The organism is Streptomyces sp. PA03-5A (assembly GCF_033792725.1).
GTDB lineage: Bacteria > Actinomycetota > Actinomycetes > Streptomycetales > Streptomycetaceae > Actinacidiphila.
The window spans coordinates 40,207-64,562 of the sequence record NZ_JARAVL010000042.1 but is presented as its reverse complement, the minus strand read 5'-3'; the positions used below and the strand labels follow the sequence as shown (position 1 = coordinate 64,562).

The 24,356-nt window shown below is 72.8% G+C and carries 26 protein-coding genes; 9 read left to right on the top strand and 17 right to left on the bottom strand.

Annotated elements, in window-relative coordinates; all coding sequences use genetic code 11:
* Positions 1 to 35: 35 nt before the first annotated feature.
* On the bottom strand, positions 36 to 1,556 hold the full coding sequence (locus tag PV410_RS37230; RefSeq protein ID WP_500330554.1) for an anthranilate synthase component I: 1,521 nt from the start codon (positions 1,554 to 1,556) through the stop codon (positions 36 to 38).
* 32 nt (positions 1,557 to 1,588) lie between these two features.
* Complete coding sequence (gene hisI, locus PV410_RS37225; RefSeq protein WP_499511313.1) at positions 1,589 to 1,936, bottom strand: phosphoribosyl-AMP cyclohydrolase; 348 nt, start codon at positions 1,934 to 1,936, stop codon at positions 1,589 to 1,591.
* Between the two features lie 81 nt (positions 1,937 to 2,017).
* Between hisI and PV410_RS37220 the strand changes: the two genes are divergently transcribed.
* A complete protein-coding gene (locus tag PV410_RS37220) occupies positions 2,018 to 2,803 on the top strand; it encodes a hypothetical protein (RefSeq protein WP_500330553.1) in 786 nt (261 codons plus the stop codon).
* 39 nt (positions 2,804 to 2,842) lie between these two features.
* Complete coding sequence (locus PV410_RS37215) at positions 2,843 to 3,481, top strand: TIGR03085 family protein (RefSeq protein WP_499511315.1); 639 nt, start codon at positions 2,843 to 2,845, stop codon at positions 3,479 to 3,481.
* Positions 3,482 to 3,487: 6 nt separating this feature from the next.
* On the opposite strand, the gene PV410_RS37210 is transcribed toward PV410_RS37215, so the two are convergent.
* Both PV410_RS37210 and PV410_RS37205 read right to left on the bottom strand, forming a co-directional pair.
* Positions 3,488 to 4,753 carry an MFS transporter gene (locus PV410_RS37210; protein WP_500330551.1) on the bottom strand — a complete coding sequence of 422 codons (1,266 nt, stop codon included), beginning with the start codon at positions 4,751 to 4,753 and terminating at the stop codon, positions 3,488 to 3,490.
* 20 nt (positions 4,754 to 4,773) lie between these two features.
* On the bottom strand, positions 4,774 to 5,385 hold the full coding sequence (locus PV410_RS37205) for a winged helix-turn-helix domain-containing protein (RefSeq protein ID WP_500330549.1): 612 nt from the start codon (positions 5,383 to 5,385) through the stop codon (positions 4,774 to 4,776).
* 83 nt (positions 5,386 to 5,468) lie between these two features.
* Between PV410_RS37205 and PV410_RS37200 the strand changes: the two genes are divergently transcribed.
* Together PV410_RS37200 and PV410_RS37195 are read left to right on the top strand one after the other, a co-directional pair.
* Positions 5,469 to 5,972, top strand: a complete 504-nt coding sequence (locus PV410_RS37200; protein ID WP_500330547.1) for an NUDIX hydrolase — start codon at positions 5,469 to 5,471, stop codon at positions 5,970 to 5,972.
* A 3-nt stretch (positions 5,973 to 5,975) separates the two neighbouring features.
* A complete protein-coding gene (locus PV410_RS37195) occupies positions 5,976 to 7,178 on the top strand; it encodes an MFS transporter (protein WP_500330546.1) in 1,203 nt (400 codons plus the stop codon).
* A 199-nt stretch (positions 7,179 to 7,377) separates the two neighbouring features.
* On the opposite strand, the gene hisF is transcribed toward PV410_RS37195, so the two are convergent.
* Genes hisF through hisD form a run of 8 tightly spaced genes read right to left on the bottom strand, consistent with a single transcriptional unit; the run spans position 7,378 to position 13,124 of the window.
* Positions 7,378 to 8,142, bottom strand: a complete 765-nt coding sequence (hisF, locus tag PV410_RS37190) for an imidazole glycerol phosphate synthase subunit HisF (RefSeq protein WP_500330545.1) — start codon at positions 8,140 to 8,142, stop codon at positions 7,378 to 7,380.
* Between the two features lie 5 nt (positions 8,143 to 8,147).
* Positions 8,148 to 8,546 (bottom strand): RidA family protein, encoded by a 399-nt coding sequence (locus PV410_RS37185; RefSeq protein WP_499511321.1) that lies wholly within the window; start codon positions 8,544 to 8,546, stop codon positions 8,148 to 8,150.
* Positions 8,543 to 9,277 (bottom strand): bifunctional 1-(5-phosphoribosyl)-5-((5-phosphoribosylamino)methylideneamino)imidazole-4-carboxamide isomerase/phosphoribosylanthranilate isomerase PriA, encoded by a 735-nt coding sequence (gene priA / locus PV410_RS37180; RefSeq protein WP_500330543.1) that lies wholly within the window; start codon positions 9,275 to 9,277, stop codon positions 8,543 to 8,545. Before priA ends, PV410_RS37185 begins: the two co-directional genes overlap by 4 nt.
* Positions 9,278 to 9,290: 13 nt before the next feature.
* Positions 9,291 to 9,941 (bottom strand): imidazole glycerol phosphate synthase subunit HisH, encoded by a 651-nt coding sequence (gene hisH / locus PV410_RS37175; protein ID WP_500330541.1) that lies wholly within the window; start codon positions 9,939 to 9,941, stop codon positions 9,291 to 9,293.
* 13 nt (positions 9,942 to 9,954) lie between these two features.
* The gene (locus PV410_RS37170; RefSeq protein ID WP_499511324.1) at positions 9,955 to 10,107 is read right to left on the bottom strand and encodes a CG2302 family histidine operon protein; all 153 of its coding nucleotides are present in this window, start codon (positions 10,105 to 10,107) and stop codon (positions 9,955 to 9,957) included.
* Positions 10,107 to 10,700: an imidazoleglycerol-phosphate dehydratase HisB gene (gene hisB / locus PV410_RS37165; RefSeq protein WP_319661088.1), complete on the bottom strand. Its 594-nt coding sequence runs from the start codon at positions 10,698 to 10,700 to the stop codon at positions 10,107 to 10,109. Before hisB ends, PV410_RS37170 begins: the two co-directional genes overlap by 1 nt.
* Positions 10,701 to 10,704: 4 nt before the next feature.
* Positions 10,705 to 11,805, bottom strand: a complete 1,101-nt coding sequence (locus PV410_RS37160; protein ID WP_500330539.1) for a histidinol-phosphate transaminase — start codon at positions 11,803 to 11,805, stop codon at positions 10,705 to 10,707.
* Entirely contained in the window at positions 11,802 to 13,124 is a 1,323-nt protein-coding gene (hisD, locus tag PV410_RS37155; protein WP_500330538.1) for a histidinol dehydrogenase, read from the bottom strand. Before hisD ends, PV410_RS37160 begins: the two co-directional genes overlap by 4 nt.
* 130 nt (positions 13,125 to 13,254) lie before the next feature.
* On the opposite strand from hisD, the gene PV410_RS37150 reads away from it, so the two are divergent.
* The 4 genes from PV410_RS37150 (at position 13,255) to PV410_RS37135 (ending at position 16,337) form a co-directional block, all read left to right on the top strand.
* Positions 13,255 to 14,826, top strand: coding sequence for an oxidoreductase (locus PV410_RS37150; RefSeq protein ID WP_500330536.1), 1,572 nt, complete (start codon positions 13,255 to 13,257; stop codon positions 14,824 to 14,826).
* Between the two features lie 144 nt (positions 14,827 to 14,970).
* Positions 14,971 to 15,678 (top strand): LON peptidase substrate-binding domain-containing protein, encoded by a 708-nt coding sequence (locus PV410_RS37145; RefSeq protein ID WP_500330535.1) that lies wholly within the window; start codon positions 14,971 to 14,973, stop codon positions 15,676 to 15,678.
* A 17-nt stretch (positions 15,679 to 15,695) separates the two neighbouring features.
* Complete coding sequence (ybaK, locus tag PV410_RS37140; protein ID WP_500330533.1) at positions 15,696 to 16,196, top strand: Cys-tRNA(Pro) deacylase; 501 nt, start codon at positions 15,696 to 15,698, stop codon at positions 16,194 to 16,196.
* Positions 16,197 to 16,262: 66 nt separating this feature from the next.
* Positions 16,263 to 16,337 (top strand): 50S ribosomal protein bL37, encoded by a 75-nt coding sequence (locus PV410_RS37135; protein WP_488180945.1) that lies wholly within the window; start codon positions 16,263 to 16,265, stop codon positions 16,335 to 16,337.
* 15 nt (positions 16,338 to 16,352) lie between these two features.
* Here the strand turns inward: PV410_RS37135 and PV410_RS37130 are convergent, their stop codons facing one another.
* From PV410_RS37130 to PV410_RS37115, 4 genes are all read right to left on the bottom strand, one after another.
* Positions 16,353 to 16,961 (bottom strand): ABC transporter permease, encoded by a 609-nt coding sequence (locus PV410_RS37130; protein ID WP_500330532.1) that lies wholly within the window; start codon positions 16,959 to 16,961, stop codon positions 16,353 to 16,355.
* A 67-nt stretch (positions 16,962 to 17,028) separates the two neighbouring features.
* Positions 17,029 to 17,745 (bottom strand): ABC transporter permease, encoded by a 717-nt coding sequence (locus PV410_RS37125; RefSeq protein ID WP_500330585.1) that lies wholly within the window; start codon positions 17,743 to 17,745, stop codon positions 17,029 to 17,031.
* A gap of 202 nt (positions 17,746 to 17,947) precedes the next feature.
* Complete coding sequence (locus PV410_RS37120) at positions 17,948 to 18,967, bottom strand: ABC transporter ATP-binding protein (protein ID WP_500330531.1); 1,020 nt, start codon at positions 18,965 to 18,967, stop codon at positions 17,948 to 17,950.
* A 55-nt stretch (positions 18,968 to 19,022) separates the two neighbouring features.
* Positions 19,023 to 20,270: an NYN domain-containing protein gene (locus PV410_RS37115; RefSeq protein WP_500330530.1), complete on the bottom strand. Its 1,248-nt coding sequence runs from the start codon at positions 20,268 to 20,270 to the stop codon at positions 19,023 to 19,025.
* Positions 20,271 to 20,474: 204 nt separating this feature from the next.
* On the opposite strand from PV410_RS37115, the gene PV410_RS37110 reads away from it, so the two are divergent.
* Positions 20,475 to 20,648, top strand: coding sequence for a hypothetical protein (locus tag PV410_RS37110; protein ID WP_499511332.1), 174 nt, complete (start codon positions 20,475 to 20,477; stop codon positions 20,646 to 20,648).
* A 92-nt stretch (positions 20,649 to 20,740) separates the two neighbouring features.
* Here PV410_RS37110 and dnaE read toward each other — a convergent pair whose 3' ends face one another.
* Positions 20,741 to 24,319 carry a DNA polymerase III subunit alpha gene (gene dnaE, locus PV410_RS37105; protein WP_500330528.1) on the bottom strand — a complete coding sequence of 1,193 codons (3,579 nt, stop codon included), beginning with the start codon at positions 24,317 to 24,319 and terminating at the stop codon, positions 20,741 to 20,743.
* Between the last annotated feature and the right edge of the window lie 37 nt (positions 24,320 to 24,356).

Here is a 24,356-nt window from a genome sequence, read left to right as displayed (position 1 = left end):
GCCGCGCCCCGGCACGCGGGTCCTGCCGGTGGCGGTCACGCCCCGCCGCGCATCCGGCCCGCCGTGTCGACGGCGCGGAGCACCGCGGCGGCCTTGTTCCGGCACTCGGTGTCCTCGCTGACCGGGTCGGAGTCGGCGACGATGCCGGCGCCGGCCTGGACGTAGGCGGTCCCGCCGCGCAGCACCGCGGTGCGGATGGCGATGGCGGTGTCGGAGTCCCCGGCGAAGTCGAGGTAGCCCACGGCGCCGCCGTACAGCCCGCGCCGGGTGGGCTCCAGCTCGTCGATGATCTGCATCGCCCGCGGCTTGGGCGCCCCCGACAGGGTGCCCGCGGGGAAGCAGGCGGTGAGGACGTCGAAGGCCGTGCGGCCGGCGCCGAGGCTGCCGGTGACGGTGGAGACGATGTGCATGACGTGGCTGTACCGCTCGATCGACATGAAGTCGACGACCTCGACGCTGCCGGGCTCGCAGACCCGCCCGAGGTCGTTGCGGCCCAGGTCGACCAGCATCAGGTGCTCAGCGCGCTCCTTGGGGTCGGCGAGCAGTTCGTCGGCGAGCGCCTGGTCCTCCTGGGGCGTCGCGCCGCGCGGGCGGGTGCCCGCGATGGGGTGCACCATGGCCCGGCCGTCCTCGACCTTGACCAGCGCCTCGGGGCTGGAGCCGACGACGTCGAAGCCGTCGAAGCGCAGCAGGTACATGTAGGGGGAGGGGTTGGTCGCCCGCAGCACGCGGTAGACGTCGAGCGCGCTCGCCGGGCAGGGGGTCTCGAACCGCTGCGAGGGCACGACCTGGAAGGCGTCGCCGGCCCGGATGTACTCCTTGGCCGTCTCCACCGCGGCCTGGTACGCGGCGCCGCCGAAGCGCGAGGTGACCTCCTCCGGCAGCCGGGACGGCGGCAGCTCGGCGGGCGCGGAGTCCACGGGACGGGCCAGGTCTTCGGTCATGGCGTCGAGCCGCCGCACGGCCTCGGCGTACGCCTCGTCGACGCCGGTGTCGAGGTCGTTGTGGTTGATCGCGTTGGCGATCAGCAGCACCGAGCCGTCCCAGTGGTCGAGCACCGCCAGGTCGGAGGTGAGCAGCATCGTGAGCTCGGGCAGGCCCAGGTCGTCGCGGGCGTGGTCGCCGATGCGCTCCAGGCGGCGCACGACGTCGTAGCCGAGGTAGCCGACCATGCCCCCGGTGAACGGCGGCAGGCCCGCGTCGTCGTGCAGGTCGCGCGGGGTGTGCAGGGCCTCGATCGTGGCCCGCAGCGCCTCCAGCGGGTCGCCCCCGGCCGGCACGCCGACCGGCGGCGTGCCGAGCCAGTGGGCCCGGCCGTCGCGCTCGGTCAAGGTGGCGGCGCTGCGGACGCCGACGAACGAGTAGCGGGACCACGAGCGGCCGTTCTCCGCGGACTCCAGCAGGAAGGTGCCGGGGCGCTCGGCGGCGAGCTTCCGGTACAGGCCGACCGGGGTGTCCCCGTCGGCCAGCAGCTTCCTGCTGACCGGGATGACACGGCGGTCCTGCGCCAGCTTGCGGAAGGTGTCGAGGTCGGGGGTGACGGTGCCCGTGGTCATGGTCCGCAGCCTAGTGCCCGGGCGCGGCCGCTTCAGGCCAGCGGCAGTTCGCCCGCGTCGAAGCAGGTGCGGTCGCCGGTGTGGCAGGCCGCGCCGACCTGGTCGACCTTGACGAGGATCGTGTCGCCGTCGCAGTCCAGGGCCACGGACTTCACGTGCTGGACGTGCCCGGAGGTGTCGCCCTTGACCCAGTACTCCTGGCGGCTGCGGCTCCAGTAGGTGCAGCGGCCGGTGGTGAGGGTGCGGTGCAGCGCCTCGTCGTCCATCCATCCGAGCATGAGGACTTCGCCGGTGTCGTACTGCTGCGCGACGGCGGGGACGAGGCCGTCGGCGGTGCGCTTGAGACGGGCGGCGACGGCTGGGTCGAGCGGGGATTCCATACCCCCATTCTGCCCGCTGCGGGCGGCGTGACTTCGGCTCCTGCCCTCACCCCGCTCACCCGTATGGGGCATGCTTCGTCCATGAGTTTTCCTCCGCCGTCGCCGCCCGACGACCCGCGCCCCGGACAGGGCGGCGGTTTCGGGCCGCCCCCGGGGGGTTTCGGCCCGCCGCAGTACCAACCCCAGCCGCAGCAGCAGTACCAGCCGCAGCCGCAGCCGTACCAGAACCAGCCGCAGTTCCCCGGGCCTGCGCAGCAGGGCGGCGGTTACGGCTACCCGCCCCCGCCGCAGCCGCCGCGCAGCGGTGGCGGCGCGAAGGTGGCCGCGATCGTCATCGGCGCGGTCGTCCTGATAGCCGTCGTCGTCGGCGGCCTGGCGATCGCGCTGAGCGGCGGCGAGGACGACGACAAGGGCGCCACCGGGTCCACGAGCAGCAGCCCCACGGCCTCGGCCCCCGCCACGCAGGACACGGCGACCGCGTCCACGGAGCCGGACCCCTCGGAGATCTTCCGCAAGTACGTCGTGCTCAGCCCCGGCCAGTGCTTCGACGATCCGGGCCTGGACAGCGGCGTCACCGAGGTCACGACGGTCTCCTGCAACGGCCCGCACGACGCCGAGGTCATCGCCAACGAGACCATCACGGGCACCTTCGACACCGAGGCCGCGCTCAAGGCCAAGGTCCTGAAGCTGTGCGAGGCGGACGCCGCCAAGCGCCTGAAGGACGTCAAGGACAACCCCGGGTACTACTACTACGCGCTGTACCCGAAGCTCTCGGGCTACCAGGTGCAGGGCAAGGACACCATCTCCTGCTCCCTGACCCTCAGCAACAAGCTGGACGGCAAGAAGCTGACGAAACCGCTGCCGTAGCTGCTGCCCACCGGCGGGGGCCGGACGTAGGCTGACGGCATGTCGACTCATGCCCAGCGTGAACGTCTGCTCCTCGCCGATCTGCTGGAGAGTGCCGGACCCGAGGCGCCAACCCTCTGCGAGGGCTGGACCACCCGCGACCTCGCCGCCCACATCGTGGTGCGGGAGCGCCGCGGTGACGCCTCGGCCGGCCTGGTCATCCCCTTCCTCGCGGACCGGTCGGAGCGTGTGCGCAAGGAGTTCGCGGAACGGCCCTTCCAGGAACTGATCCGGCTGATCCGCACCGGGCCGCCGCGGCTGTCGCCGTTCGCCCTCAAGCAGATCGACGAGGCGGCCAACACCGTCGAGTTCTTCGTCCACGCCGAGGACGTGCGCCGGGCCCAGCCGGACTGGTCGCCGCGCGAACTGGACCCCGTCTTCGCCGAACTGCTCTGGTCCCGGCTGGAGCGCTCCGCCCGGCTGCTGGGCCGCAAGGCCCCGGTCGGCGTGGTGCTGCGCCGTCCGGACGGGCAGACCGCGGTGGCGCACCGCGGCGCCCCGGTCGTCACGGTCACCGGGGAGCCCGGCGAGCTGCTGCTGTTCGCCTTCGGCCGGCAGGACTCCGCCCGGGTGGAGACCGAGGGCGACAAGGACGCGGTGACCCGGCTGTACGACGCCAGGCTCGGGATCACCGCCTGAGTCCGGCTACCCGGGGCGGCGGGCGAGTTCCGCCCGCCGCAGCGCCGGCGCGGCGAGTCCCGCGACGGCTCCCGCGGCCGCGACCGCCGCGCTGACGACGAACACCGGCTGCGGACCCCAGGCGCCGATGGCGGCCCCGGTGAGCGGGTAGCTCATCGGGGCGACGCCGAGCGAGAACAGCGCGGCCACCGAACTGACCCGGCCGAGGTAGGCGGGTTCGGTGAGGGTCTGCAGCAGGGCTCCGCACAGTGCCCCGCTCAGTCCTGCCACGAGGCCGATCACGACGGCCACGGCGACCGCCCCCGGCAGCGCGGGGACGAAGGCGAAGGCGGCCACCGCGACCGCCCCCAGCCCCAGGCAGCAGGCCTGGGCCAGCCCGGCGCGCGGCAGCCGGCCGCGCACCGTCAGCAGCAGTGAAGCGGCACCCGCGCCGGCGCCGAAGCCGCTGACGATCCAGCCGAGCCCGGCGGCGCCCCAGCCCCGGTCGGCGGCGACCAGCACGAGGCCGATGTTGAACGGCCCGGTGAAACCGAGCTCGCCGACCGCGATGACGACCATGAGCGCGGTGAGCGCGCGCCGTCCCCGGATGTGGCGCAGGCCGTCCACCAGCTCCCGCCACGGGGTGCCGTCCGCCTTCGCGGCACCGTCGTCGGGCGGCAGCGGGGCCACGCGGACGGCGAGCAGCAGCACGAGCGAGACCGCGAACAGCACGCCCGCGACGGCGAACGCGGTGGGGGCGCCCCCGGTCGCGACGACCGTGCCGCCGAGCGACGCGCCGGCCACGTTGCCGACCCGCATCGCGATGCCCTTCATCCCGTGCAGGCGGCCCAGTTGGTCCGGGCCGGTGATGCGCGGCGGCAGGGCGCCGACGGCGGGCAGGAACACCGCGTCCACGGCGCCGAAGAGCACCGCGACGACGGCCAGCGCCCACAGCCCGGGGGTGGTGAGGGCGAGCAGCGCGGCCGCCGCGAACATCACCGCGCACCGGGTCAGATCACTGCCGATGACGATGCGTCGCGGCCCGAACCGGTCGGCCAGCACTCCCCCGCCGAGCATCAGCACCGCGCGCGGCACGGCGCCGGCCGCGAGGACCAGGCCGGCCCGCCCGGGGTCGCCGGCGCGGGTGGCGGCCCAGGACAGCGCGAGGAACCACACGGCGTCGCCGACGAGAGAGGCGGTGAAGGCGGCGAGCCAGCGCAGGACGTTGGCGTCCCGGTGGGCGGGGGCACGGGAAGGGGACAGGGACGGTGCGGCGGTGGCGGGCGCCGTCATGCGGTCGCCTCCTTCGGGGTTCACGGCCGGTGGGGGAATCCGTACAGGTGCACCGCGACGTGCTCACGGCCCTCGGTGTCGCCCGCCTCCTCGGCGGCGCGCCCGCGGTCGACCCAGCGCATGACCAGCTCGCCCAGCTCATCGCCGAACCGGCGCATCTCCTGCGCGGTGAGCCGGGGCATGTACTCGGAGCTGAAGGACGCGTCGGTCCACTCCTTGTCCCAGGCGAACTGCTGGTCGAGGTAGGCGGCGTAGCGCGCGTAGCGGGTGGCGAGGAGCTGCCGGGTCACCTCGCCCATGACGGCGGCGCCCTCGGGGCGGTCGGCGAAGTCCGAGGTGCGGAAGGTGAATCCGCGCTCGGAGCTGACCTTCCACCACCGTTCGCGGCCGTCCGAGCTCTGCCCGGGGGCCTCGGTGATGAAGCCGTGCGCGGCGAGCTTGCGCAGGTGGTAACTGACCAGCGACACCGCCTCGTCGACCTGGTCGGCCAGCTGGGAGGCGGTCGCGGTGCGGGCGGTGAACAGGGCGCGGTAGAGCTCGATGCGCAGCGGGTGCGTGAAGACCTTGAGCGCGTCGAGGTCGGTGATCCTGCGGGGGTCTGCGGAGTTCTCCTCCGCCTCTTCATCGGGCATACCCGGGAGGCTAGATAGGAAAGGAAATTTGCGCAACAGAAATTGCGCAACTGATCCTGCACATCGGGCTACGCTCTGCGGCCATGGACGCGAACCAGGGTGGGACGGGAACGGACGTAGGGTCGGCGGGGCCCGGGATACCGGTGCCGCGCCCGGGCGAGACCTGGGCCGTCGGGGCGGTGGTCCTCGACACGGACGGCAGGGCCTTCGCCCAGCGCCGCTCCCCCGGCCGCAGGCTCTTCCCGGACTGCTGGGACATCGTCGGCGGCCATGTGGAGCCCGGCGAGACCCTCCTGGCGGCCCTCGCCCGCGAGGTGGAGGAAGAGACCGGCTGGCGGCTGCGCGCCGTGCGGCGGCTGATCGGGGTGTCCACCTGGGAGGGCGACGACGGTCAAGGCCTGCGCCATGAGGCGGACTTCGTGGTCGACGTCGACGGGGACCTCGCGCGTCCGCGCCTGGAGCCGGGCAAGCACACGGAGTACGGCTGGTTCGGCCCGGAGGACCTCGAACGGCTGAAGGAGAACCGGGCGTCCGGTGAGACCCTGGTGCACGACGTGATCGCCGCAGCGCTCGACCTCCGTGGGTGACGTGTGCCGTACCTGAAGCTGCTCCGCCGGCCCCATGTGGGCCGGTTGCTGTCCGGTTCGCTCGTCGGACGGCTGCCGACCGCCATGGCGGCCCTGGCCATCGCGCTGGCGCTGCGCGCGGCCGGCGCCGACTACCGGCTGGTCGGCGCCGCCGGGGGCGTCTACGCGGTGTCCGGAGCGATCGGCGGGCCGCTGCTCGGACGGTGGGCGGACCGGCTGGGCCAGCCGCGCGTGCTGATCGTCTCGGCGCTGGTCTCGGCCTGCGGCTTCGCCGCGCTGGCCGCCGCACCGGGCAGCACGGCGGTGGCCGTGCTCGGCCCGGCCGTCGCCGGGGCCGCCTCGCCGCCGCTGGAGCCGTGCCTGCGCGCGCTCTGGCCGGACCTCGTCGAGCCGGACGAACTGGAGTCGGCGTACGCGGTGGACGCCGGTGCGCAGGAGCTGGTCTTCATCGCCGGCCCGCTCCTGGTCGGCGGGCTGGCGGTGCTCGGCCCGGCCCGGCTGGCGCTGCTGGCCGCGGCCGTCCTCGGGGTGGTGGGCGCGCTCTCCGTCGCGACCTCCGCGCCCTCCCGCGCCTGGGCCTCCGCCACCCGTTCCGTCGACTGGCTGGGTCCGCTGCGCAACCGGGCCCTGGTGGTGGTGCTGTGCGCGCTGGCCGGATGCGGCTGGGCCCTGGGCACGTTCAACGTCTTCGCCGTCGCCTACGCCGAGCGCCACCCGCTGCCCGGCGGCGCGGGCACCCTGCTGGCGCTGAACTCCACCGGCGCCCTGATCGGCGCCCTGCTGATCGCCGTCCTGCCCTGGCGGGCGGACCCGGCCACCAAGGCGGCCGTCACCGCCGCCGGGATGGCCGTCACCTTCTGGCCCTTCGCCCTGGTCCCCGGCCCGCTGCCGATGGTGGTCGCCGCCCTGCTGAGCGGGGTGTTCTTCGCGCCGCTGCTCACCGTGGTCTTCGGGCTCACCGGCGAACTCGCCCCGGCGGGCACCGTCACCGAGGCCTTCGCCTGGCTGGTCACCCTGGTCACCACCGGCATCGCGGGCGGCTCAGCCGTCAGCGGCCTGATCCTCGCCGACGGCTCCCTCCCCGCGGCCGCCGTCAGCGCCGCGAGCGGCGTCACCCTCACCGCCCTCACCCTCGCCGCCGCGCGGCCGCTCCTGGCCCGCGACCGCGTCGCCGTCCGGGCCGCGGGCCGGAACGGGCCGGCCTAGGCCGTGTCGTCAAATGCCCGCCTGCTCGGCGACGCCTGGTGCGGCACTCCCCCAGCCTTCGGCCGGGGGTGCCCCCACGCTGCGTTGTCGAATCGTCCGAGTAACCCACTACGAGGACGACTCTCCGCCTTGCGATGCACCGCACCAGACGCCGCCGAGCCCGCCCTCCGGGCGGCCGGCGCCCATTTGACGACACGGCCTAGCGCACCGGGTGCCCGGCGTCCCGCAGGGTCCGCTTGACCTCGCCGATGCGCAGGTCGCCGAAGTGGAAGACGGAGGCGGCCAGGACGGCGTCGGCGCCGGCCGCGACGGCCGGGGGGAAGTCGGTGAGGCGGCCCGCGCCGCCGGAGGCGATGACGGGGACGGTGACGTGCTTGCGGACGGCGGCGATCATCTCCGTGTCGTAGCCGTCCTTGGTGCCGTCGGCGTCCATCGAGTTGAGCAGGATCTCGCCGGCGCCCAGCTCGGCCGCGCGGTGCGCCCACTCCACGGCGTCGATGCCGGTGCCCTGGCGGCCGCCGTGCGTGGTCACCTCGTAGCCGGACGGCGTCCCGGCGTCGGTGCGGCGGGCGTCCACGGACAGCACCAGCACCTGGCGGCCGAACCGCTCGGCGATCTCGCGCAGCAGCTCGGGCCGGGCGATCGCGGCGGTGTTGACGCCGACCTTGTCGGCCCCGGCACGCAGCAGCTTGTCGACGTCCTCGGCGGACCGCACGCCGCCGCCGACGGTGAGCGGGATGAAGACCTGCTCGGCGGTGCGCCGCACCACGTCGTAGGTCGTCTCGCGGTTGCCGGAGGAGGCCGTGATGTCGAGGAAGGTCAGCTCGTCGGCGCCCTCGGCGTCGTACAGCTTGGCCATCTCGACGGGGTCGCCGGCGTCCCGCAGGTTCCGGAAGTTGACGCCCTTGACGACCCGGCCGTCGTCCACGTCCAGGCAGGGGATGACTCGGACCGCCAGGGTCATGGTGCTCAAGCTCCTCGGAATGCTTCCAGTTCGACTTCGACCAGGACCCGGGAGTCCACGAAACCGGAGACGACGACCACCGTCGCGGTGGGTCGCACGGCGTCGAAGAACTCCTTGTGGGCCCGGCCCACCGCGTCCACGTCGCGGGTGTGGGTGAGATACATGCGGGTGCGGACGACCGATTCGGCGCCGAGGCCGAACTCCTCCAGCACGCCGAGCGCGTTGGTGAACGCCGTCTTGGCCTGCTCGTACGGGTCGCCCTCGCCGTACAGCATGGTGCCGACGAACGGCATCGTGCCGCCGACGAGGACCCGGTCCCCCGCCGCGACGCCACGTGCGAAACCGAACTGCTCCTCCCAGGGGCTGTCGCTCTGCACACGCCGTACGGCAGGGGTTTGGGTCATCGCGACACAGCCTCCAGAGCCTCTTCCAAGGTGAACGCCTTGGCGTACAGGGCCTTACCCACGATGGCGCCTTCGACGCCCTCCGGGACCAGAGTCGCCAGGACGCGCAGGTCGTCGAGGGAGGAGACACCGCCGGAGGCGACCACCGGCCGGTCGGTCGCGGCGCACACGTTCCTGAGCAGTTCGACGTTGGGGCCCTGGAGGGTGCCGTCCTTGTTGATGTCGGTGACGACGTAGCGAGCGCAGCCCTCGGAGTCCAGGCGGGCCAGCGTCTCGTAGAGGTCGCCGCCGTCGCGGGTCCAGCCGCGGCCGCGCAGGGTGGTGCCGCGGACGTCCAGGCCGACCGCGATCCGGTCGCCGTGCTCGGCGATGACCTTGGCGACCCACTCCGGGGTCTCCAGGGCGGCGGTGCCGAGGTTGACCCGGGTGCAGCCGGTGGCGAGCGCCGCGGCCAGCGTCCCGTCGTCGCGGATGCCGCCGGACAGCTCGACCTTGATGTCCATGGAGCGGGCCACCTCGGCGATCTGCTCCCGGTTGTCCCCGGTGCCGAAGGCGGCGTCCAGGTCGACCAGGTGCAGCCATTCGGCACCGGCCTGCTGCCAGGCCAGGGCGGCGGCCATCGGGTCGCCGTAGGACGTCTCGGAGCCGGACTCGCCGTGGACGAGGCGGACGGCCTGGCCGTCGCGGACGTCGACGGCGGGAAGGAGTTCGAGGCGGTGCGTCGTGCTCATGGCGGCGTACGTCCTAGTCCTTGAAGGTGTCGAGCCAGTTGGTCAGCAGCTGGGCGCCGGCGTCGCCGGACTTCTCCGGATGGAACTGGGTGGCCCACAGCGGACCGTTCTCCACCGCCGCGACGAAGGGCTCGCCGTGCGTGGCCCAGGTGACCTTCGGGACCCGGATGCCGGGGTTGGCGGTCTCCAGCTCCCAGCTGCGCACCGCGTAGGAGTGCACGAAGTAGAAGCGGGCCTCGGCGTCCAGGCCGGCGAACAGCCGGGAGTCCTCGGGCGCCTTGACGGTGTTCCAGCCCATGTGCGGCACGACCGGTGCGCGCAGCGGCTCCACGGTGCCGGGCCACTCCTCGCAGCCCTCCGTGGTGACGCCGTGCTCGACGCCCCTCTCGAAGAGGATCTGCATGCCGACGCAGATGCCCATCACGGGCCTGCCGCCCGACAGCCGGCGGCCGATGATCCACTCACCGCGCACCGCCTTCAGCCCGGCCATGCAGGCGGCGAAGGCGCCGACGCCGGGGACGAGCAGCCCGTCGGCGTTCATGGCCCTGTCGAAGTCGGCGGTGATCTCCACGTCCGCGCCCACCCGGGCGAGCGCGCGCTCGGCGGAACGGACGTTGCCGAAGCCGTAGTCGAGGACCACGACCTTCTTGGCGGCCTTGCTCATCTGCCGGAACCCCCTACAGCCGCAGCAGGCCGGCCGCCAGCGACATGGCCGAGCCGACACCGAGCAGCACGACGATGCTCTTGGGCATCTTCTGCTTCCAGAAGGAGTACACCCCGCCGGCCAGGAAGAGGCCGAGCAGGATGAAGAGAACGGCCGGCTTGCTCATCAGAGGGCGCCCTTCGTCGACGGGAGGATGCCCGCGGCGCGCGGGTCGCGCTCGGAGGCGTAGCGCAGGGCCCGGGCCAGCGCCTTGAACTGGCACTCCACGATGTGGTGGGCGTTGCGCCCGTACGGGACGTGGACGTGCAGCGCGATCTGCGCCTGGGCGACGAAGGACTCCAGGATGTGCCGGGTCATCGTCGTGTCGTAGGAGCCGATCATCGGCGCCATGTTCTCGGGTTCGGTGTGCACCAGGTACGGGCGGCCCGACAGGTCGACGGTGACCTGGGCAAGGGACTCGTCCAGCGGCACGGTGCAGTTGCCGAAGCGGTAGATGCCCACCTTGTCGCCGAGCGCCTGCTTGAAGGCGGCGCCCAGCGCGAGGGCGGTGTCCTCGATGGTGTGGTGGGTGTCGATGTGCAGGTCGCCCTCGGTCTTGACCGTGAGGTCGAAGAGGCCGTGGCGGCCGAGCTGGTCGAGCATGTGGTCGTAGAAGCCGACTCCGGTGGAGATCTCGGTCCTGCCGGTGCCGTCGAGGTCGAGCTCGACGACGACGGAGGTCTCCTTGGTCGTGCGCTCCACGCGGCCGACGCGGGTCATGTGGTTACTGCTCCTTCTTCAGCTCGCGTACCGCTTCGAGGAACGCGTCGTTCTCGGCCGGGGTGCCCGCGGTGACCCGCAGCCAGCCCGGTACGCCGTTGTCGCGGACGAGCACGCCGCGGTCGAGGATCGCCTGCCAGGCGCGGTGGCTGTCCTCGAAGCGGCCGAACTGGACGAAGTTGGCGTCGGAGTCGGTGACCTCGCAGCCGATCGCCCGCAGCTCGCCGACCAGGCGGTCCCGCTCGGCCTTCAGCTGCTCGACGTACCCCAGCAGCGTATCGGTGTGCTCCAGGGCGGCCAGCGCGGTGGCCTGGGTGACGGCGGACAGGTGGTACGGCAGCCGCACCAGTTGGACGGCGTCCACCACCGCCGGGTCGGCGGCGAGGTAGCCCAGCCGCAGGCCGGCGGCGCCGAAGGCCTTGGACATGGTGCGGCTGATCACCATGTTGGGGCGGCCCTCGATCAGCGGCAGCAGGGACGGACCGTGGCTGAACTCGCCGTACGCCTCGTCGACCACCACCAGCGCGGGCCGGGCCGCCTGGGCCGCCTCGTACAGCGCCACCACGGTGTCGGCGGCGACGGCGGTGCCGGTCGGGTTGTTGGGGGAGGTGATGAAGACCACGTTCGGCCGCTGCTCGGCGATGACCCGCGCGGCGGCGGCCACGTCGATGGTGAAGTCCTCGCGGCGCGGGCCGGAGATCCAGCCGGTGCCGGTGCCGCGGGAGATCAGCCCGTGCATGGAGTACGAGGGCTCGAAGCCGATCGCGGTGCGCCCGGGGCCGCCGAAGGTCTGCAGCAGTTGCTGGATGACCTCGTTGGAGCCGTTGGCGGCCCACACGTTGGCGAGTCCCACCTCGTGGCCCGCGGTGCGGGTCAGGTACCCGGCCAGTTCGGTGCGGAGCTCGACCGCGTCCCGGTCGGGGTAGCGGTTGAGGTCGCGGGCGGCCTCGCGGACCCGCTCGGCGATCCGCTCGACCAGCGCCTCGGGCAGCGGGTACGGGTTCTCGTTGGTGTTCAGGCGTACGGGGACGTCGAGTTGCGGGGCGCCGTAGGGGGACTTGCCGCGCAGCTCGTCCCGGATGGGCAGGTCGTCGATGCCGGTCACGGACCCGGTACCGTCCAATCGAATCGGGCGCGGACCGCGGCGCCGTGCGCGGGCAGGTCCTCGGCGTCGGCCAGGGTCACCACGTGCGCGGCGATCCCGGCGAGCGCCTCGCGGGTGTAGTCCACGACGTGGATGCCGCGCAGGAAGGACTGCACGGACAGGCCCGAGGAGTGGCAGGCGCAGCCGCCGGTGGGCAGGACGTGGTTGGAGCCGGCCGCGTAGTCGCCGAGCGATACGGGCGCGTACGCGCCGACGAAGACCGCGCCCGCGTTGCGCACCCGGGCGGCGACGGCGGCGGCGTCCGCGGTCTGGATCTCCAGGTGCTCGGCCGCGTAGGCGTCCACCACCTGCAGGCCCTGCTCGATCCCGTCGACCAGGACGATGCCGGACTGGCGGCCGGACAGCGCGGGGGCGATCCGGTCCTCGACGTGCTTGGTCGCCGCGACCTGGGTCTCCAGCTCCTTCTCCACCGCCTCGGCGAGGTCCACGGAGTCGGTGACCAGGACGGCGGCGGCCAGCGGGTCGTGCTCGGCCTGGCTGATCAGGTCGGCGGCGACGTGCACCGGGTCGGCGGTGGCGTCGGCGAGGATGGCGATCTCGGTCGGGCCGGCCTCCGCGTCGATGCCGATGCGGCCCTTGAGCAGGCGCTTGGCGGCGGCGACCCAGATGTTGCCGGGGCCGGTGACCATGTTCACCGGACGGCACTCCTCGGTGCCGTAAGCGAACATCGCGACGGCCTGGGCGCCGCCCGCGGCGTACACCTCGTCCACGCCGAGCAGCGCGCACGCGGCGAGGATCGTCGGGTGCGGGAGCCCGCCGAACTCCTTCTGCGGGGGCGAGGCGACGGCCATCGAGCCGACCTCGGCCTCCTGCGCGGGCACCACGTTCATCACCACGGAGGACGGGTAGACCGAGCGGCCGCCGGGCACGTACAGGCCCACGCGCTCCACCGGCACCCAGCGCTCGGTGACCGTGCCGCCCGGCACGACCTGCGTGGTGTGGTCGGTGCGGCGCTGCTCGCCGTGGACGAGCCGGGCGCGGCGGACCGACTCCTCCAGCGCGGCCCGCACCTTCGGGTCCAGCTCCGCCAGGGCCCGGGTCAGCGCCTCGGCCGGAACGCGCACCCGGTCGATGGTGACGCCGTCGAACTTCTCCGCGTAGTCGATCAGTGCCGCGGTGCCACGATGCTTCACGTCCTCGCAGATCGGGCGCACCTTCTCCAGTGCGGCCTCGACGTCGAGCTCGGCACGGGGCAGCAGGTCGCGGTCGACGCCGTCCGCCGGGAAGGCGTCGCCGCGCAGATCGATTCGGGAGATCACCCTCCCAAGTGTAGAGAACCGCCCTCACGGCCTTCGTCGAGTATCAGTCCGTGATACGCGTACGGGCCCCGTCCCATGATCTCCCCGGCTAGCGTTTCCGTCGTCGTCGCCAGCCACGGGAGGGAAACCGGTGACCGAGCCGTCGGACGTCGCGCCGCCGCACGACTGGAGCGCTGTGGAGCAGGGCCTGTGGGAGGCCTTCCGCCGGGGAGAGCTGTACGACCTGCGCACCGGCATCCCGGAGCGGGACGACCCGGCCGCCGACCGCTTCTGGGGACCGGACCGCACGGTGCGGGCCGAGGTGATCGCCAAGCTGCTGCTCGACGGGCCGCAGGCCGCCTCGGGGCGCGTGTCGTGCGTGAAGCTGTCCGGGGCCCAGATCAGCGGTCAGCTCAACCTCTCGGGCGGCACGGTGGTGCCGTACGTGGAGCTGCACGACTGCCGCTTCGAGCAACAGGTGCTGCTCGCGGAGTGCAGCTTCACGACCCTGCGCATGGTGCGCTGCGCCATACCGCGGCTGGAGGCGGCCCGTCTGCACACCTCGGGGGACCTGCACCTGCCGCAGTGCACGATCGAGGGCGGGATACGGCTCACCGACGCCCACATCGGCACGGACCTGCTGCTCAACCAGATCACCCTGCGCAAGGACCGGCACGGCCGGGCGCTGGCGGCCGACGGGCTCAGCGTCGCCCAGGACGTCGAGGCCGAGCTGATCGAGGCGACCGGCGAGATCAGCCTGCGCAGCGCCCGCATCGGCGGCCGGCTCAGCCTGCGCGGCAGCCGGCTGCACAACCCGTACGGGCGCTACGCGCTCAACGCGGCCCGGGTCACCGTCGAGCACACCCTCTACCTGAGCGCGGGCTACGTCGGCACCGGCGGATCCGGCGGCGGCACCCCGCCGCTGGGCGTGCGCACCCGGCGCTTCAGCTCGGACGGCGGGGTGCGGCTGGACGACGGCCGGTTCGGCAACGCGGTGATCATCCACCAGGCGCGGTTCCGGCTCACCGGCGGCCAGCAACTGTCACTGCGCCGGATCCAGACGCCCGAGCTGCGGCTCACCCTCGACCAGCCCCCGACCGGGACGATCTCGCTGGCGGGCGCGCGGGTGGGCAACCTCACGGACAGCCGTACCTGCTGGCCCGACGCCGGCGGTCTCGACCTGACCGGCTTCGCCTACGGCTCCCTCAGCCCCGAGGGCGCCTTCCCGCTGCGCGCCCGGATCGCCTGGCTGGCCGCGGCCACCCCTGAGTACAGCCCCGAGCCGTACGAGCACCTGTCGGCCGCCCTGCGCGCGAGCGGCGAGGACGCCGACGCCCGCGAGGTGCTGCTGGCCAAGCAACGCCGGCGCCGCGAGACCCTCCCCCTGGCGGGCAAGCTCTGGGGCTACCTGCAGGACGTGACCGTCGGCTACGGCTACCGCCCGGGCCGCGCCGCCATATGGATGGCGCTGCTCTGGGCCTTCGGCGCGGTCTTCTTCACCGCGCACGGCAGGCCCGATCCCGTCGACGGCGGCGCCTTCCCCCACTGGAACCCCTCCCTGTTCGCCCTCGACCTGCTCCTGCCGGTCATCAACCTCGGGCAGGACAACGCCTGGCGCCTGACCGGCAACGCCCAATGGGCCGCCGCGGTCCTCAGCATGCTCGGCTGGATCCTCGCCACCACGGTCGCCGCCGGCGCCTCCCGCCTGCTGCGCCGCGGCTGACGCCGCCGCGGGCCTGCGGGCCCGGCGAGCCGGTGCGCCCGGTGGGGGGCGATGGCCGCATACGGGTCGTCCGGGGCGAAAACGGGTGGTGCGGGACGAGGGCGACGATGGGGGTGAACGCCGCAGGCCCTAGGATTGCTGACCGTGACCGCTCGCCTTCCGCTCTTCCCGCTCGGCTCCGTCCTCTTCCCGGGGCTCGTGCTGCCGCTGAACGTCTTCGAGGAGCGCTACCGCGCGCTCTTCCGCGACCTGCTGGCCCTGCCGGAGGACGCGCCGCGCACCTTCGGCGTCGTGGCGATCCGGGACGGCCACGAGGTCGCCCCCGCCGGGGCGGAGGAGGCCGCCGCCGGGTACGCGCCGGACCTGTCCGGGGCGCTGTACGCGCTGGGCTGCACCGCGGACGCGGCGACGATCGGGGAGCGCGAGGACGGCGGCTTCGACGTCGTGGCGACCGGTACGACGCGCTTCCGGTTGCTGTCGGTGGACGCCTCAGGGCCGTACCTGGTCGGAGAGGTCGAGGCGGTCCCGGAGGAGCCCGGCACCGGGTCGGGGGCGCTGGCGGCCGACGTGGCGCGGGCCTTCCGCACCTACCAGAAGCGGCTGGCCGGGGCGCGGGAGCGGAGCCTGGCGGGGAGCCAGGAGCTGCCGGACGACCCGACCGTGCTGTCGTACCTGGTGGCGGCCGCGACCGTCGCCGAGACCCCGGAGAAACAGGCCCTGCTGGAGGCCCCGGACACCGCGGCCCGGCTGGAGCGGGAACTGCGGCTGCTGCGCCGCGAGGCGGCCGTCATCAACAAGCTCGGCACCCTGCCCGCCGTGGACCTGACCCGGCAGGTCCCGAGCCCGAACTGACGTATCCTCACAGCGCCATGGCCAAGAAGAAGCAGTCATCCTCCGGCGGCACGCCCGCCACCGTCGCCCTGGAGAAGGCGGGTGCCGCCTTCACCGTGCACGCGTACGCCCATGACCCCGCCTCGGAGCTCGGCTACGGGGAGGAGGCCGCGCAGGCGCTGGGTACCTCCCCCGACCGGGTGTTCAAGACCCTCGTCGCCGACGTGGACGGGGCGCTGACCGTCGCCGTCGTCCCCGTCGCGGGCTCACTGGACCTCAAGGCGCTGGCCTCCGCGGCCGGCGGGAAGCGCGCCGGTATGGCCGATCCGGCCGCCGCCGAGCGGACCACCGGATACGTCAGGGGCGGCATCTCCCCGCTGGGGCAGCGCAAGCGGCTGCGCACCGTCGTGGACGCCTCCGCGCTGGAGCACCCCACGGTCTTCGTCTCGGCGGGCAAGCGCGGCCTGGAGGTCGAGCTGGCGCCGCAGGACCTGGTGCGGCTCACGGACGCGGTCGTCGCGCCGATCGGTCGCGCCTGACCCCTGGACGGCGGGCCCGTACGGGCGCACTCTGCCGGGAAGCACACCCGGTCCAGGGGAGGCCCGATGTCCAAGCGCACCCGCAAGCGCAAGTGGCGGATCAAGAAGCGCAACGCCAACCACGGCAGGCGCCCGGCGTGACCTGCGGGCCGCGGGTCACGCGCCCGGGGGCGGCGGCGTCCACTGCACGGTGGGGGGCTGCTCGTCGCGGGGGCCGAAACCCGTGGTGAGCAGCAGATGGGTGAGGACGGCCCCTACGGGCCAGGCCAGGAGCGCGCCCTTGGCCTGCAGTGCGAGGGGGCCGTCGAACACCTTCTTCGCGCCGACCGCCCTGGCGTGCGCGATCAGGTCGCTGGTGGGGCCGAGCCAGGTGCCCAGCCGCCAGGCCAGCAGGGAGCCCAGTACCGCGCCCACCGCCATGCCGAGGACGACGCCGACGCCTCCGCGCCGGTTGCGCCAGAAGACGACGGCCCCGGTCAGCACTCCGATGCCGAGCCCGAGCAGCACGAAGACGCCGTCGGCGCCGATCGCCTGCTCCCCCTCGGTGTCCTTGAGGTAGACCGCCTTGCCGTCGGAGACCAGCGGGATCCGCGGCGCGAGCCACAGCCACAGCAGGCCGAGGACCACGCCCGCCACGGCCACGAGCACCGCGGTCAGCGCGCCGCTCTTGAGCTCCCGGACGGGATCCATGCGGCTCTCCTGCTGCGGGAACGGCGGCAGCGGCGCGGGCGGCCATTGATCATGGGGGGTCAGGGGTGCGGTCACCCTGCCATCGTGCCAGGTCCTTCCGTGGCACGCGGCACCGGCACCTCACCGGCACCACACCCACGGGTCACCGGCAGGCCGCCCGGCGGTAGGCCCAGGTGGCCACGGCCAGCGACACCAGGCCCACGGCCGCGCACACCGACAGGTCGGTGGTGATCGCCAGCCAGTCGGGGTGGGCGTCGAAGCTGCGGATGAAGGCCTCCACGCCGTAGGTGGAGGGCAGCAGGTCCCGTACGTAGCCGATGGGCCGGGGGAGGTTGCCGGCCGGCAGCACTCCCAGCAGCAGCGCCGCGGACATGCCGAGCTGACCGGCGAGGGTGGCCAGTTCCTGGCGCGGCGCGAACAGCCCGAGCGCCGCGCCCAGCCCGGACAGCGCGGCCCCCGCCAGCGGGATGACCGCGGCGAGGATCCACAGGTGGGCGAACGGCAGCTGGAACAGCGCACAGCCGATGCCCGCCGTCACGAGCGTCCCGGGCACGGTGAAGGACGCGTACGCGCCTGCCACGCCCAGCACCACGGCGGCCGGTGGCACCGGCAGGGTGGCGTAGTGGTCGAGCCCGCCGGAGGCGCGCAGCTGCCCGAAGTACTGGGCCAGCAGGTTCAGCGCCACGAAGGCGACGACCAGCACGCTCGACCCGGCGACCACCGCACGCGCGGCCGGGCCGCCGTCGACGACGCCACGCATCATGATCATGATGCCGACCGACTGGAAGGTCGCCACGAACAGCAGCGGGATCCGGGCGACCTTCGCCCGGGACAGCTGCGCCCGGTACACCGCCGCCATCGCCGGCAGCAGCCGGGCGCGCGGGGCGAGCGTCGCGGCCGCCTCGCCGAGGGGGGCGGCGGGCGCCGCCGGTGCCGCCGTCCGGGTGTCCGCTCCCGCGGAGATGATCGTCACTCCACGCCGCCCCGCTGCGCGGTGCCGCGCACGTCCAGGTCCACGTTCCGGTCCACGTCCAGGGTCACGTCTTCGCCGTTGCCGCCGTTCACGCCTTGACCAGTCCCTTCCGGCGGCCGCCGAGCGCCAGGTAGACATCCTCCAGGCTCGGCGCCGTCAGGGTGAAATCGTCGAGCGCGCCGAAGGCCGGGCCGCCGGTCAGCTCGGCGACCACGGAACGGGCCCGCTGCTGCGGCAGCCGCAGCGTCCACCGGCGCCCGGTGACGTGGGCGGCGTCGCGCAGGGCCGCCACGACGGGCACCGACAGCGGGGGCGTCTCCCGCCACACCAGGTCCAGCCGTACCTCGTCGGCGACGAGTGCCTTCAGCCCGGCCGGGGTGTCGCAGGCGATGACCCGGCCGTCGTCGATGACCGCGACCCGGTCCAGTACGGTCTCCGCCTCGATCACGTTGTGGGTGACCAGCAGCACGGTGGTGCCGCGTTCGGCGCGCCGCCGGTCGACCGCCGCCCACACCGCGCGCCGGGCGACCGGGTCCATGGCGGTGGTCGGCTCGTCCAGCACGAGCACCGGCCGCTCGCCCACCAGGGCGGCGGCGAAGCAGGCGAGCCGCCGCTCCCCGCCCGACAGCCTCTTCACCGGCCGTGAGGCCAGGGCCGTCAGGTCCAGCTCCTCCAGGACGGCGTCCCGCTCGGCGCGCGCGGCCCTGGCGTCCAGACCGCGCAGCCGTCCGGTGGTCTCGGCGGCCAGGGCGACGGTCAGCTCGTCCAGCGCGCTCGACTCCTGGCCGAGGTAGCCGACCAGCCGCGCCGCGCGCTCCGGGTGCCGGACGAGGTCGTGCCCGAGGAGCTGGACGGTGCCCGCGTCGGGGCGCAGCAGCCCCGTCAACTGGCGTACCAAGGTCGTCTTTCCGGCACCGTTGGGGCCGAGCAGCCCGAAGATCTCACCGCCCCGGATGTCCAGGTCGATGCCGTCGTTGGCGCGCACCGGGGGGCTCGCGGCGCCGCGCCGCCCCCGCCCGGCCGGATAGCTCTTCACCAGCCCGCGCACGGTCACCACCATCGCCGTCCGCGTGGTGGCGCCCTGTCCCGTGCCCGTACTCACGAGCATCGAGCCTACGCTGCATCCCGGCCGGGACGTGCCGCAGGGTCGGGTCCGGGCGCGCTCACTCCCCCGGAGAGGCCCTCGCGACGACCGCGCGGGCGTCGATCTCGCGCCAGAAGCCCGCCCGGATGGCGTAGCGGTCGTGTTCGTCGATCTGGTCGTCCTTGTGGGCCAGCAGCCCGAACCGGGCGGCGTAGCGCAGCAGCTCGCCGTCGATGCGGTGCGGGACGCGCGGGTACTCGGCGGAGAGCACCTGGAGGTGGGACGTGTCGGTGAGCCGGCCGATCCAGCGGCGGGCGAAGACCTGGCCGACCTCGTACGGGTCGCCGCTGACGGCGGTGATGTCCTCCTCGCGGTCCGCCCAGCGCTGTTCGGGGCTGGTGAGCTGGGCCAGCGTGGGCAGGCCCGCGTCGGCGGCCTCGCCGCCGCCGACCAGCCCGCGGTCGGAGGACCAGCGCAGGGTGGCCCCGGTGGCGGACGGGGAGGCGGGGTGCGGGGAGGAGTGCCCGCGGTGGACGATGCCGGCGACGTCCTTGGGGGTGGGCACCATGCCCTTGCCGGTCGCGGCGGCGGGCGATTGCGGGTTCGGGCGGGTGCCGTTGCGCTCGACGGTGACGACCTGGGGCGCGACGGCGGCCGGCTCCGCGGGCTGGTCCGCCGCGGGCTGCGGCTCGGCGCTGCGGGTGGTCTCGGGCAGCGGCGCGGACAGGATCGCGGCGATCTCGGGCCGCGGGGTGAGGGGCGCGCAGACCCCGGCGGGTTCGCGCACGTGGATGGCCCGAGTGATCCACTCCCGGTCCAGGACGCGCCGCTCGTCGGCCTCGGCGACCAGGTCCTCGGACTGGTTGAAGTCGCCGTCGGCGGCCTGCACGGCCCACAGGTGGACGGCGACGCCGTGCTCCTTCGCCGACATCATGCCGGGCAGGAGGTCGCCGTCGCCGGTGACCAGGACGACGTCGGAGCAGGCGCGGTTGCGGGCCAGCTCCGACAGCTCGGCGTGCATGGCCGCGTCGACGCCCTTCTGCGCCCAGCGGCCGTCGGTCCGGGTCAGCGCGCCCAGGCGGACCGTCACCCGGGGCATCACGCGCAGTCTGCGGTGCTCCGGCTGGGGGACGCGGTCGGGGGCGCCGTCGAACCAGTAGATCCGCAGCAGCGGCTGGCCCGTCTCCTTCTCGGCGCGCTCCCGCAGGCCCGCGACGACCTCGGCGTGGTCGACCGTGATCCTGGACCGTGAGGGCTCTCCGGCGAGGAGGCTCGCGGCAGCCCCGAGCAGGTAGCCGGCATCCACGAGGACGACGCAGCGGTCCATCGGTCTCACCCTCTTCTCCGAAAGTCCTGCCGTCCGTCCCCCCGGTAACGCTGTTGCCCCGAGTCTGCCCGAACACCGGGGCGTTGTGACCGGTTACGCGATCACCGGCGCGCCACACTCTGCAACTGCCCGAAATGCGACCTTCGTACTCCCGTGCAAGCCTGAGTGCGGCCCATCATCCGAGATTTCCCCCAAGGAGGAATCGTGGGCAAGAACAAGAACCGGGGCGAACGTACCGGCCAGCACCACGACCGCAGCGCCGCGACCACCGAAGAGCACGCGAAGAGCGCAGGCGGACGCGAGCAGATGGCGATGACGGTCCCGGGCGCCGAACCGCACGTGTCGCAGAAGCGGCAGAAGAAGTTCGGCCACAACTAGCGCGCGAGCGCCGGACACTCACGACCGAGGGTGGCACCCCGTCCGGAAGGGGTGCCACCCTCGGCACGTCCGCCCGCTCGCGCGGGAGGTGATCAGCCCGCCTGCTGCTGGGCGGTGGCGAGACAGGAGGGGCCCAGGAGGGCCTTGAGGTCGCCGAAGAGTGCCGGGTCGGGAGTGACGCGGTGGCGGTCGAGCCGCAGCACCGTCGTCTTGCGGGCGCCCTGCAGCCGCACCCGGACCTCGGTGCTCCCCTTGTGGCTGGCGAGCACCTCGCCGAGGCGGGCGATCAGCGGCGGGGTCACCTTCACCGTCGGGATGGAGATCGTCACCGGCGCGTTGGTCCCGGCGTCGGTGAGGTCGGGGACCATCAGTTCCATGGCCACCAGGCGCGGCACGTCCTCGCGCTTGTCGAGCCGGCCCTTGACGAAGACGACGGCGTCCTCGACGAGCTGGGTCGAGATCAACTGGTACGTGGCCGGGAAGAACATGCAGTCGATGGAGCCGCCGAGGTCCTCGACGGTGGCGATGGCCCAGGCGTTGCCCTGCTTGGTCATCTTGCGCTGCAGACCGGAGATGATGCCGCCGATGGTGACGATCGCGCCGTCGGCGTAGTCGCCGGCCAGGGCCGAGACGGAGGCGTCCGCCTTGTCGTTGAGGACGTGCTCGATGCCGAAGAGCGGGTGGTCGGAGACGTACAGGCCGAGCATCTCGCGCTCCTGCGCGAGGAGGTACGTCTTGTCCCACTCCACGTCGGAGAAGGTGACGTCGAGCCCGAAGCCCGGTTCGTCGCCCCCGGCGTCGTCACCCATGCCGCCGAAGAGGTCGAACTGGCCCTCGGCCTCCTTGCGCTTGACCGCGACCACGTTGTCGATCATCGGCTCGTAGTGCTCGGTGAGGCCCTTGCGGGTGTGGCCCATCTCGTCGTACGCGCCGGCCTTGATCAGGGACTCCACGGTGCGCTTGTTGCAGACCACGGCCTCGACCTTGTCGAGGAAGTCGGGGAAGGAGGTGTACTTCCCCTTGGACTTGCGGCAGCGGATGATCGAGTCCACCACGTTCTGGCCGACGTTGCGGACGGCGGTGAGGCCGAACAGGATGACGTCGTCGCCCTGCGCGGTGAAGTTCGCGTCCGACTCGTTCACGTTCGGCGGGAGCACCTTGATGCCCATGCGGCGGCACTCGTTGAGGTAGATCGCCGACTTGTCCTTGTCGTCGCGCACGGAGGTGAGCAGCGCGGCCATGTACTCGGCCGGGTAGTTGGCCTTGAGGTAGGCCGTCCAGTACGACACCAGGCCGTACGCGGCCGAGTGCGCCTTGTTGAAGGCGTAGCCGGCGAACGGCACCAGCACGTCCCACAGCGCCTGGATCGACTGGTCGCTGTAGCCGTTCTTCCGGGCGCCCTCCTGGAAGATGGTGAAGTTCTTGGCCAGTTCCTCGGGCTTCTTCTTGCCCATGACGCGGCGGAGGATGTCGGCCTCGCCGAGGGAGTACCCGGCGATGATCTGGGCGGCCTTCTGCACCTGCTCCTGGTACACGATCAGGCCGTAGGTGACGTCGAGGACCTCCTTGAGGGGGGCCTCGAGCTCCGGGTGGATCGGGGTGATCTCCTGCTGCTTGTTCTTCCGCAGGGCGTAGTTGATGTGCGAGTTCATGCCCATCGGGCCCGGCCGGTAGAGGGCCGAGACGGCGGAGATGTCCTCGAAGTTGTCGGGCTTCATCATGCGCAGCAGGGAGCGCATGGGGCCGCCGTCGAACTGGAAGACGCCGAGGGTGTCGCCGCGGGCGAGCAGGTCGAAGGTCTTGGGGTCGTCGAAGGGCAGGGCCAGCAATTCGATGTCGACGCCCTTGTTGGCCTTCACGAGCTTGACCGCGTCGTCCATGATCGTGAGGTTGCGCAGGCCGAGGAAGTCCATCTTCAGCAGGCCGAGCGATTCGCAGCTCGGGTAGTCCCACTGCGTGATGGTGACGCCGTCGGAGTGCCGCACCCAGACCGGGGCGTGGTCCACGATCGGCTCGCTGGACATGATCACACCGGCGGCGTGCACGCCCATCTGCCGGACCAGGCCCTCGACGCCGCGGGCGAGGTCGATGACCTTCTTGGCGTCGGGCTCGTTCTCGTACATCGAGCGGATCTCGCCGGCCTCGCTGTAGCGCGGGTGCGAGGAGTCGGTGATGCCGGAGAGCGGGATGCCCTTGCCGAGGACGTCGGCGGGCATCGCCTTGGTGAGGCGGTCGCCGACGGCGTACGGGTAGCCCAGGACGCGGGCCGAGTCCTTGATCGCGTTCTTGGCCTTGATCGTGCCGTAGGTGCCGATCATGGCGACCTTGTCGGCGCCGTACTTCTCGGTGACGTACCGGATCACCTCGGCGCGCCGGCGCTCGTCGAAGTCGATGTCGACGTCGGGCATGGAGACGCGCTCGGGGTTGAGGAAGCGCTCGAAGATCAGGCCGTGGTCGATCGGGTCGAGGTCGGTGATGCCCATCGCGTACGCGACGATCGAGCCGGCCGCGGAACCGCGGCCGGGGCCCACGGCGATGCCGTTGTTCTTGGCCCACATGATGAAGTCGGCGACGACGAGGAAGTAGCCGGGGAACCCCATCTGGATGATGGTGTCCATCTCGTACTCGACCTGCTTGATCCTGTCGTCCGGGATGCCTCCGGGGTAGCGGCGCTGCATGCCGCGCATGGTCTCCTCGCGGAACCAGGTGACCTCGGTGTACCCCTCGGGGACGTCGAAGCGGGGCATCAGGTTCCGCGCCTCGAACATGCCCTCGGTCTCGACCTGCTGCGCGACCAGCAGCGTGGTGTTGCGGCAGCCCTCCTGCCAGGCGTCGGAGGAGTCGATGGCGAACATCTCGTCCGTCGTCTTCAGGTAGTAGCCCGTGCCGTCGAAGCGGAAGCGGTCCGGGTCGGAGACGTTCTTGCCGGTCTGGATGCACAGCAGCGCGTCGTGGGCGTCGGCCTCGCTCGCGTAGGTGTAGTGCGAGTCGTTGGTGACGACCGGCGGGATGCCGAGCTTCTTGCCGATCTCCAGCAGCCCGTCGCGGACCCGGCGCTCGATCTCGATGCCGTGGTCCATCAGCTCCAGGAAGTACCGCTCCTTGCCGAAGATGTCCTGGTATTCGGCGGCGGCCTTCACCGCCTCGTCGAACTGGCCGAGGCGGAGCCTGGTCTGCACCTCGCCCGAGGGGCAGCCGGTGGAGGCCATCAGGCCCTCCGACCACTGGGCGATGGTCTCCTTGTCCATGCGCGGGTACTTGGTGAGCCAGCCCTCGGCGTAGGCGTCGGAGGAGAGCCGGAAGAGGTTGTGCAGACCCGTCGCGTTCGCCGCCCAGATCGTCTTGTGCAGGTACGAACCGGAGGCCGAGACGTCGTCCCGCTTCTGGTGCGGCTGGCCCCAGGTGACCTTGCGCTTGTTCCGCCGCGACTCGGGGGCGACGTACGCCTCGATCCCGATGATCGGCGTGATCCCGGCGCCCTTGGCCTGGTGGAAGAAGTCGTACGCCCCGTGCAGGTTGCCGTGGTCGGTCATGGCGATGTGCGTCATGCCCATCTCACCGCAGGCCTTGAACATGTCCTTGAGCCGCGCCGCTCCGTCCAGCAGGGAGTACTGGGTGTGGACGTGAAGGTGGGTGAACGGCGTGGTCACGGGAAGCGACACCTCCGGCATCGGTCGTCATCTGGCGGCGTTGGAATCCTACGCCGGG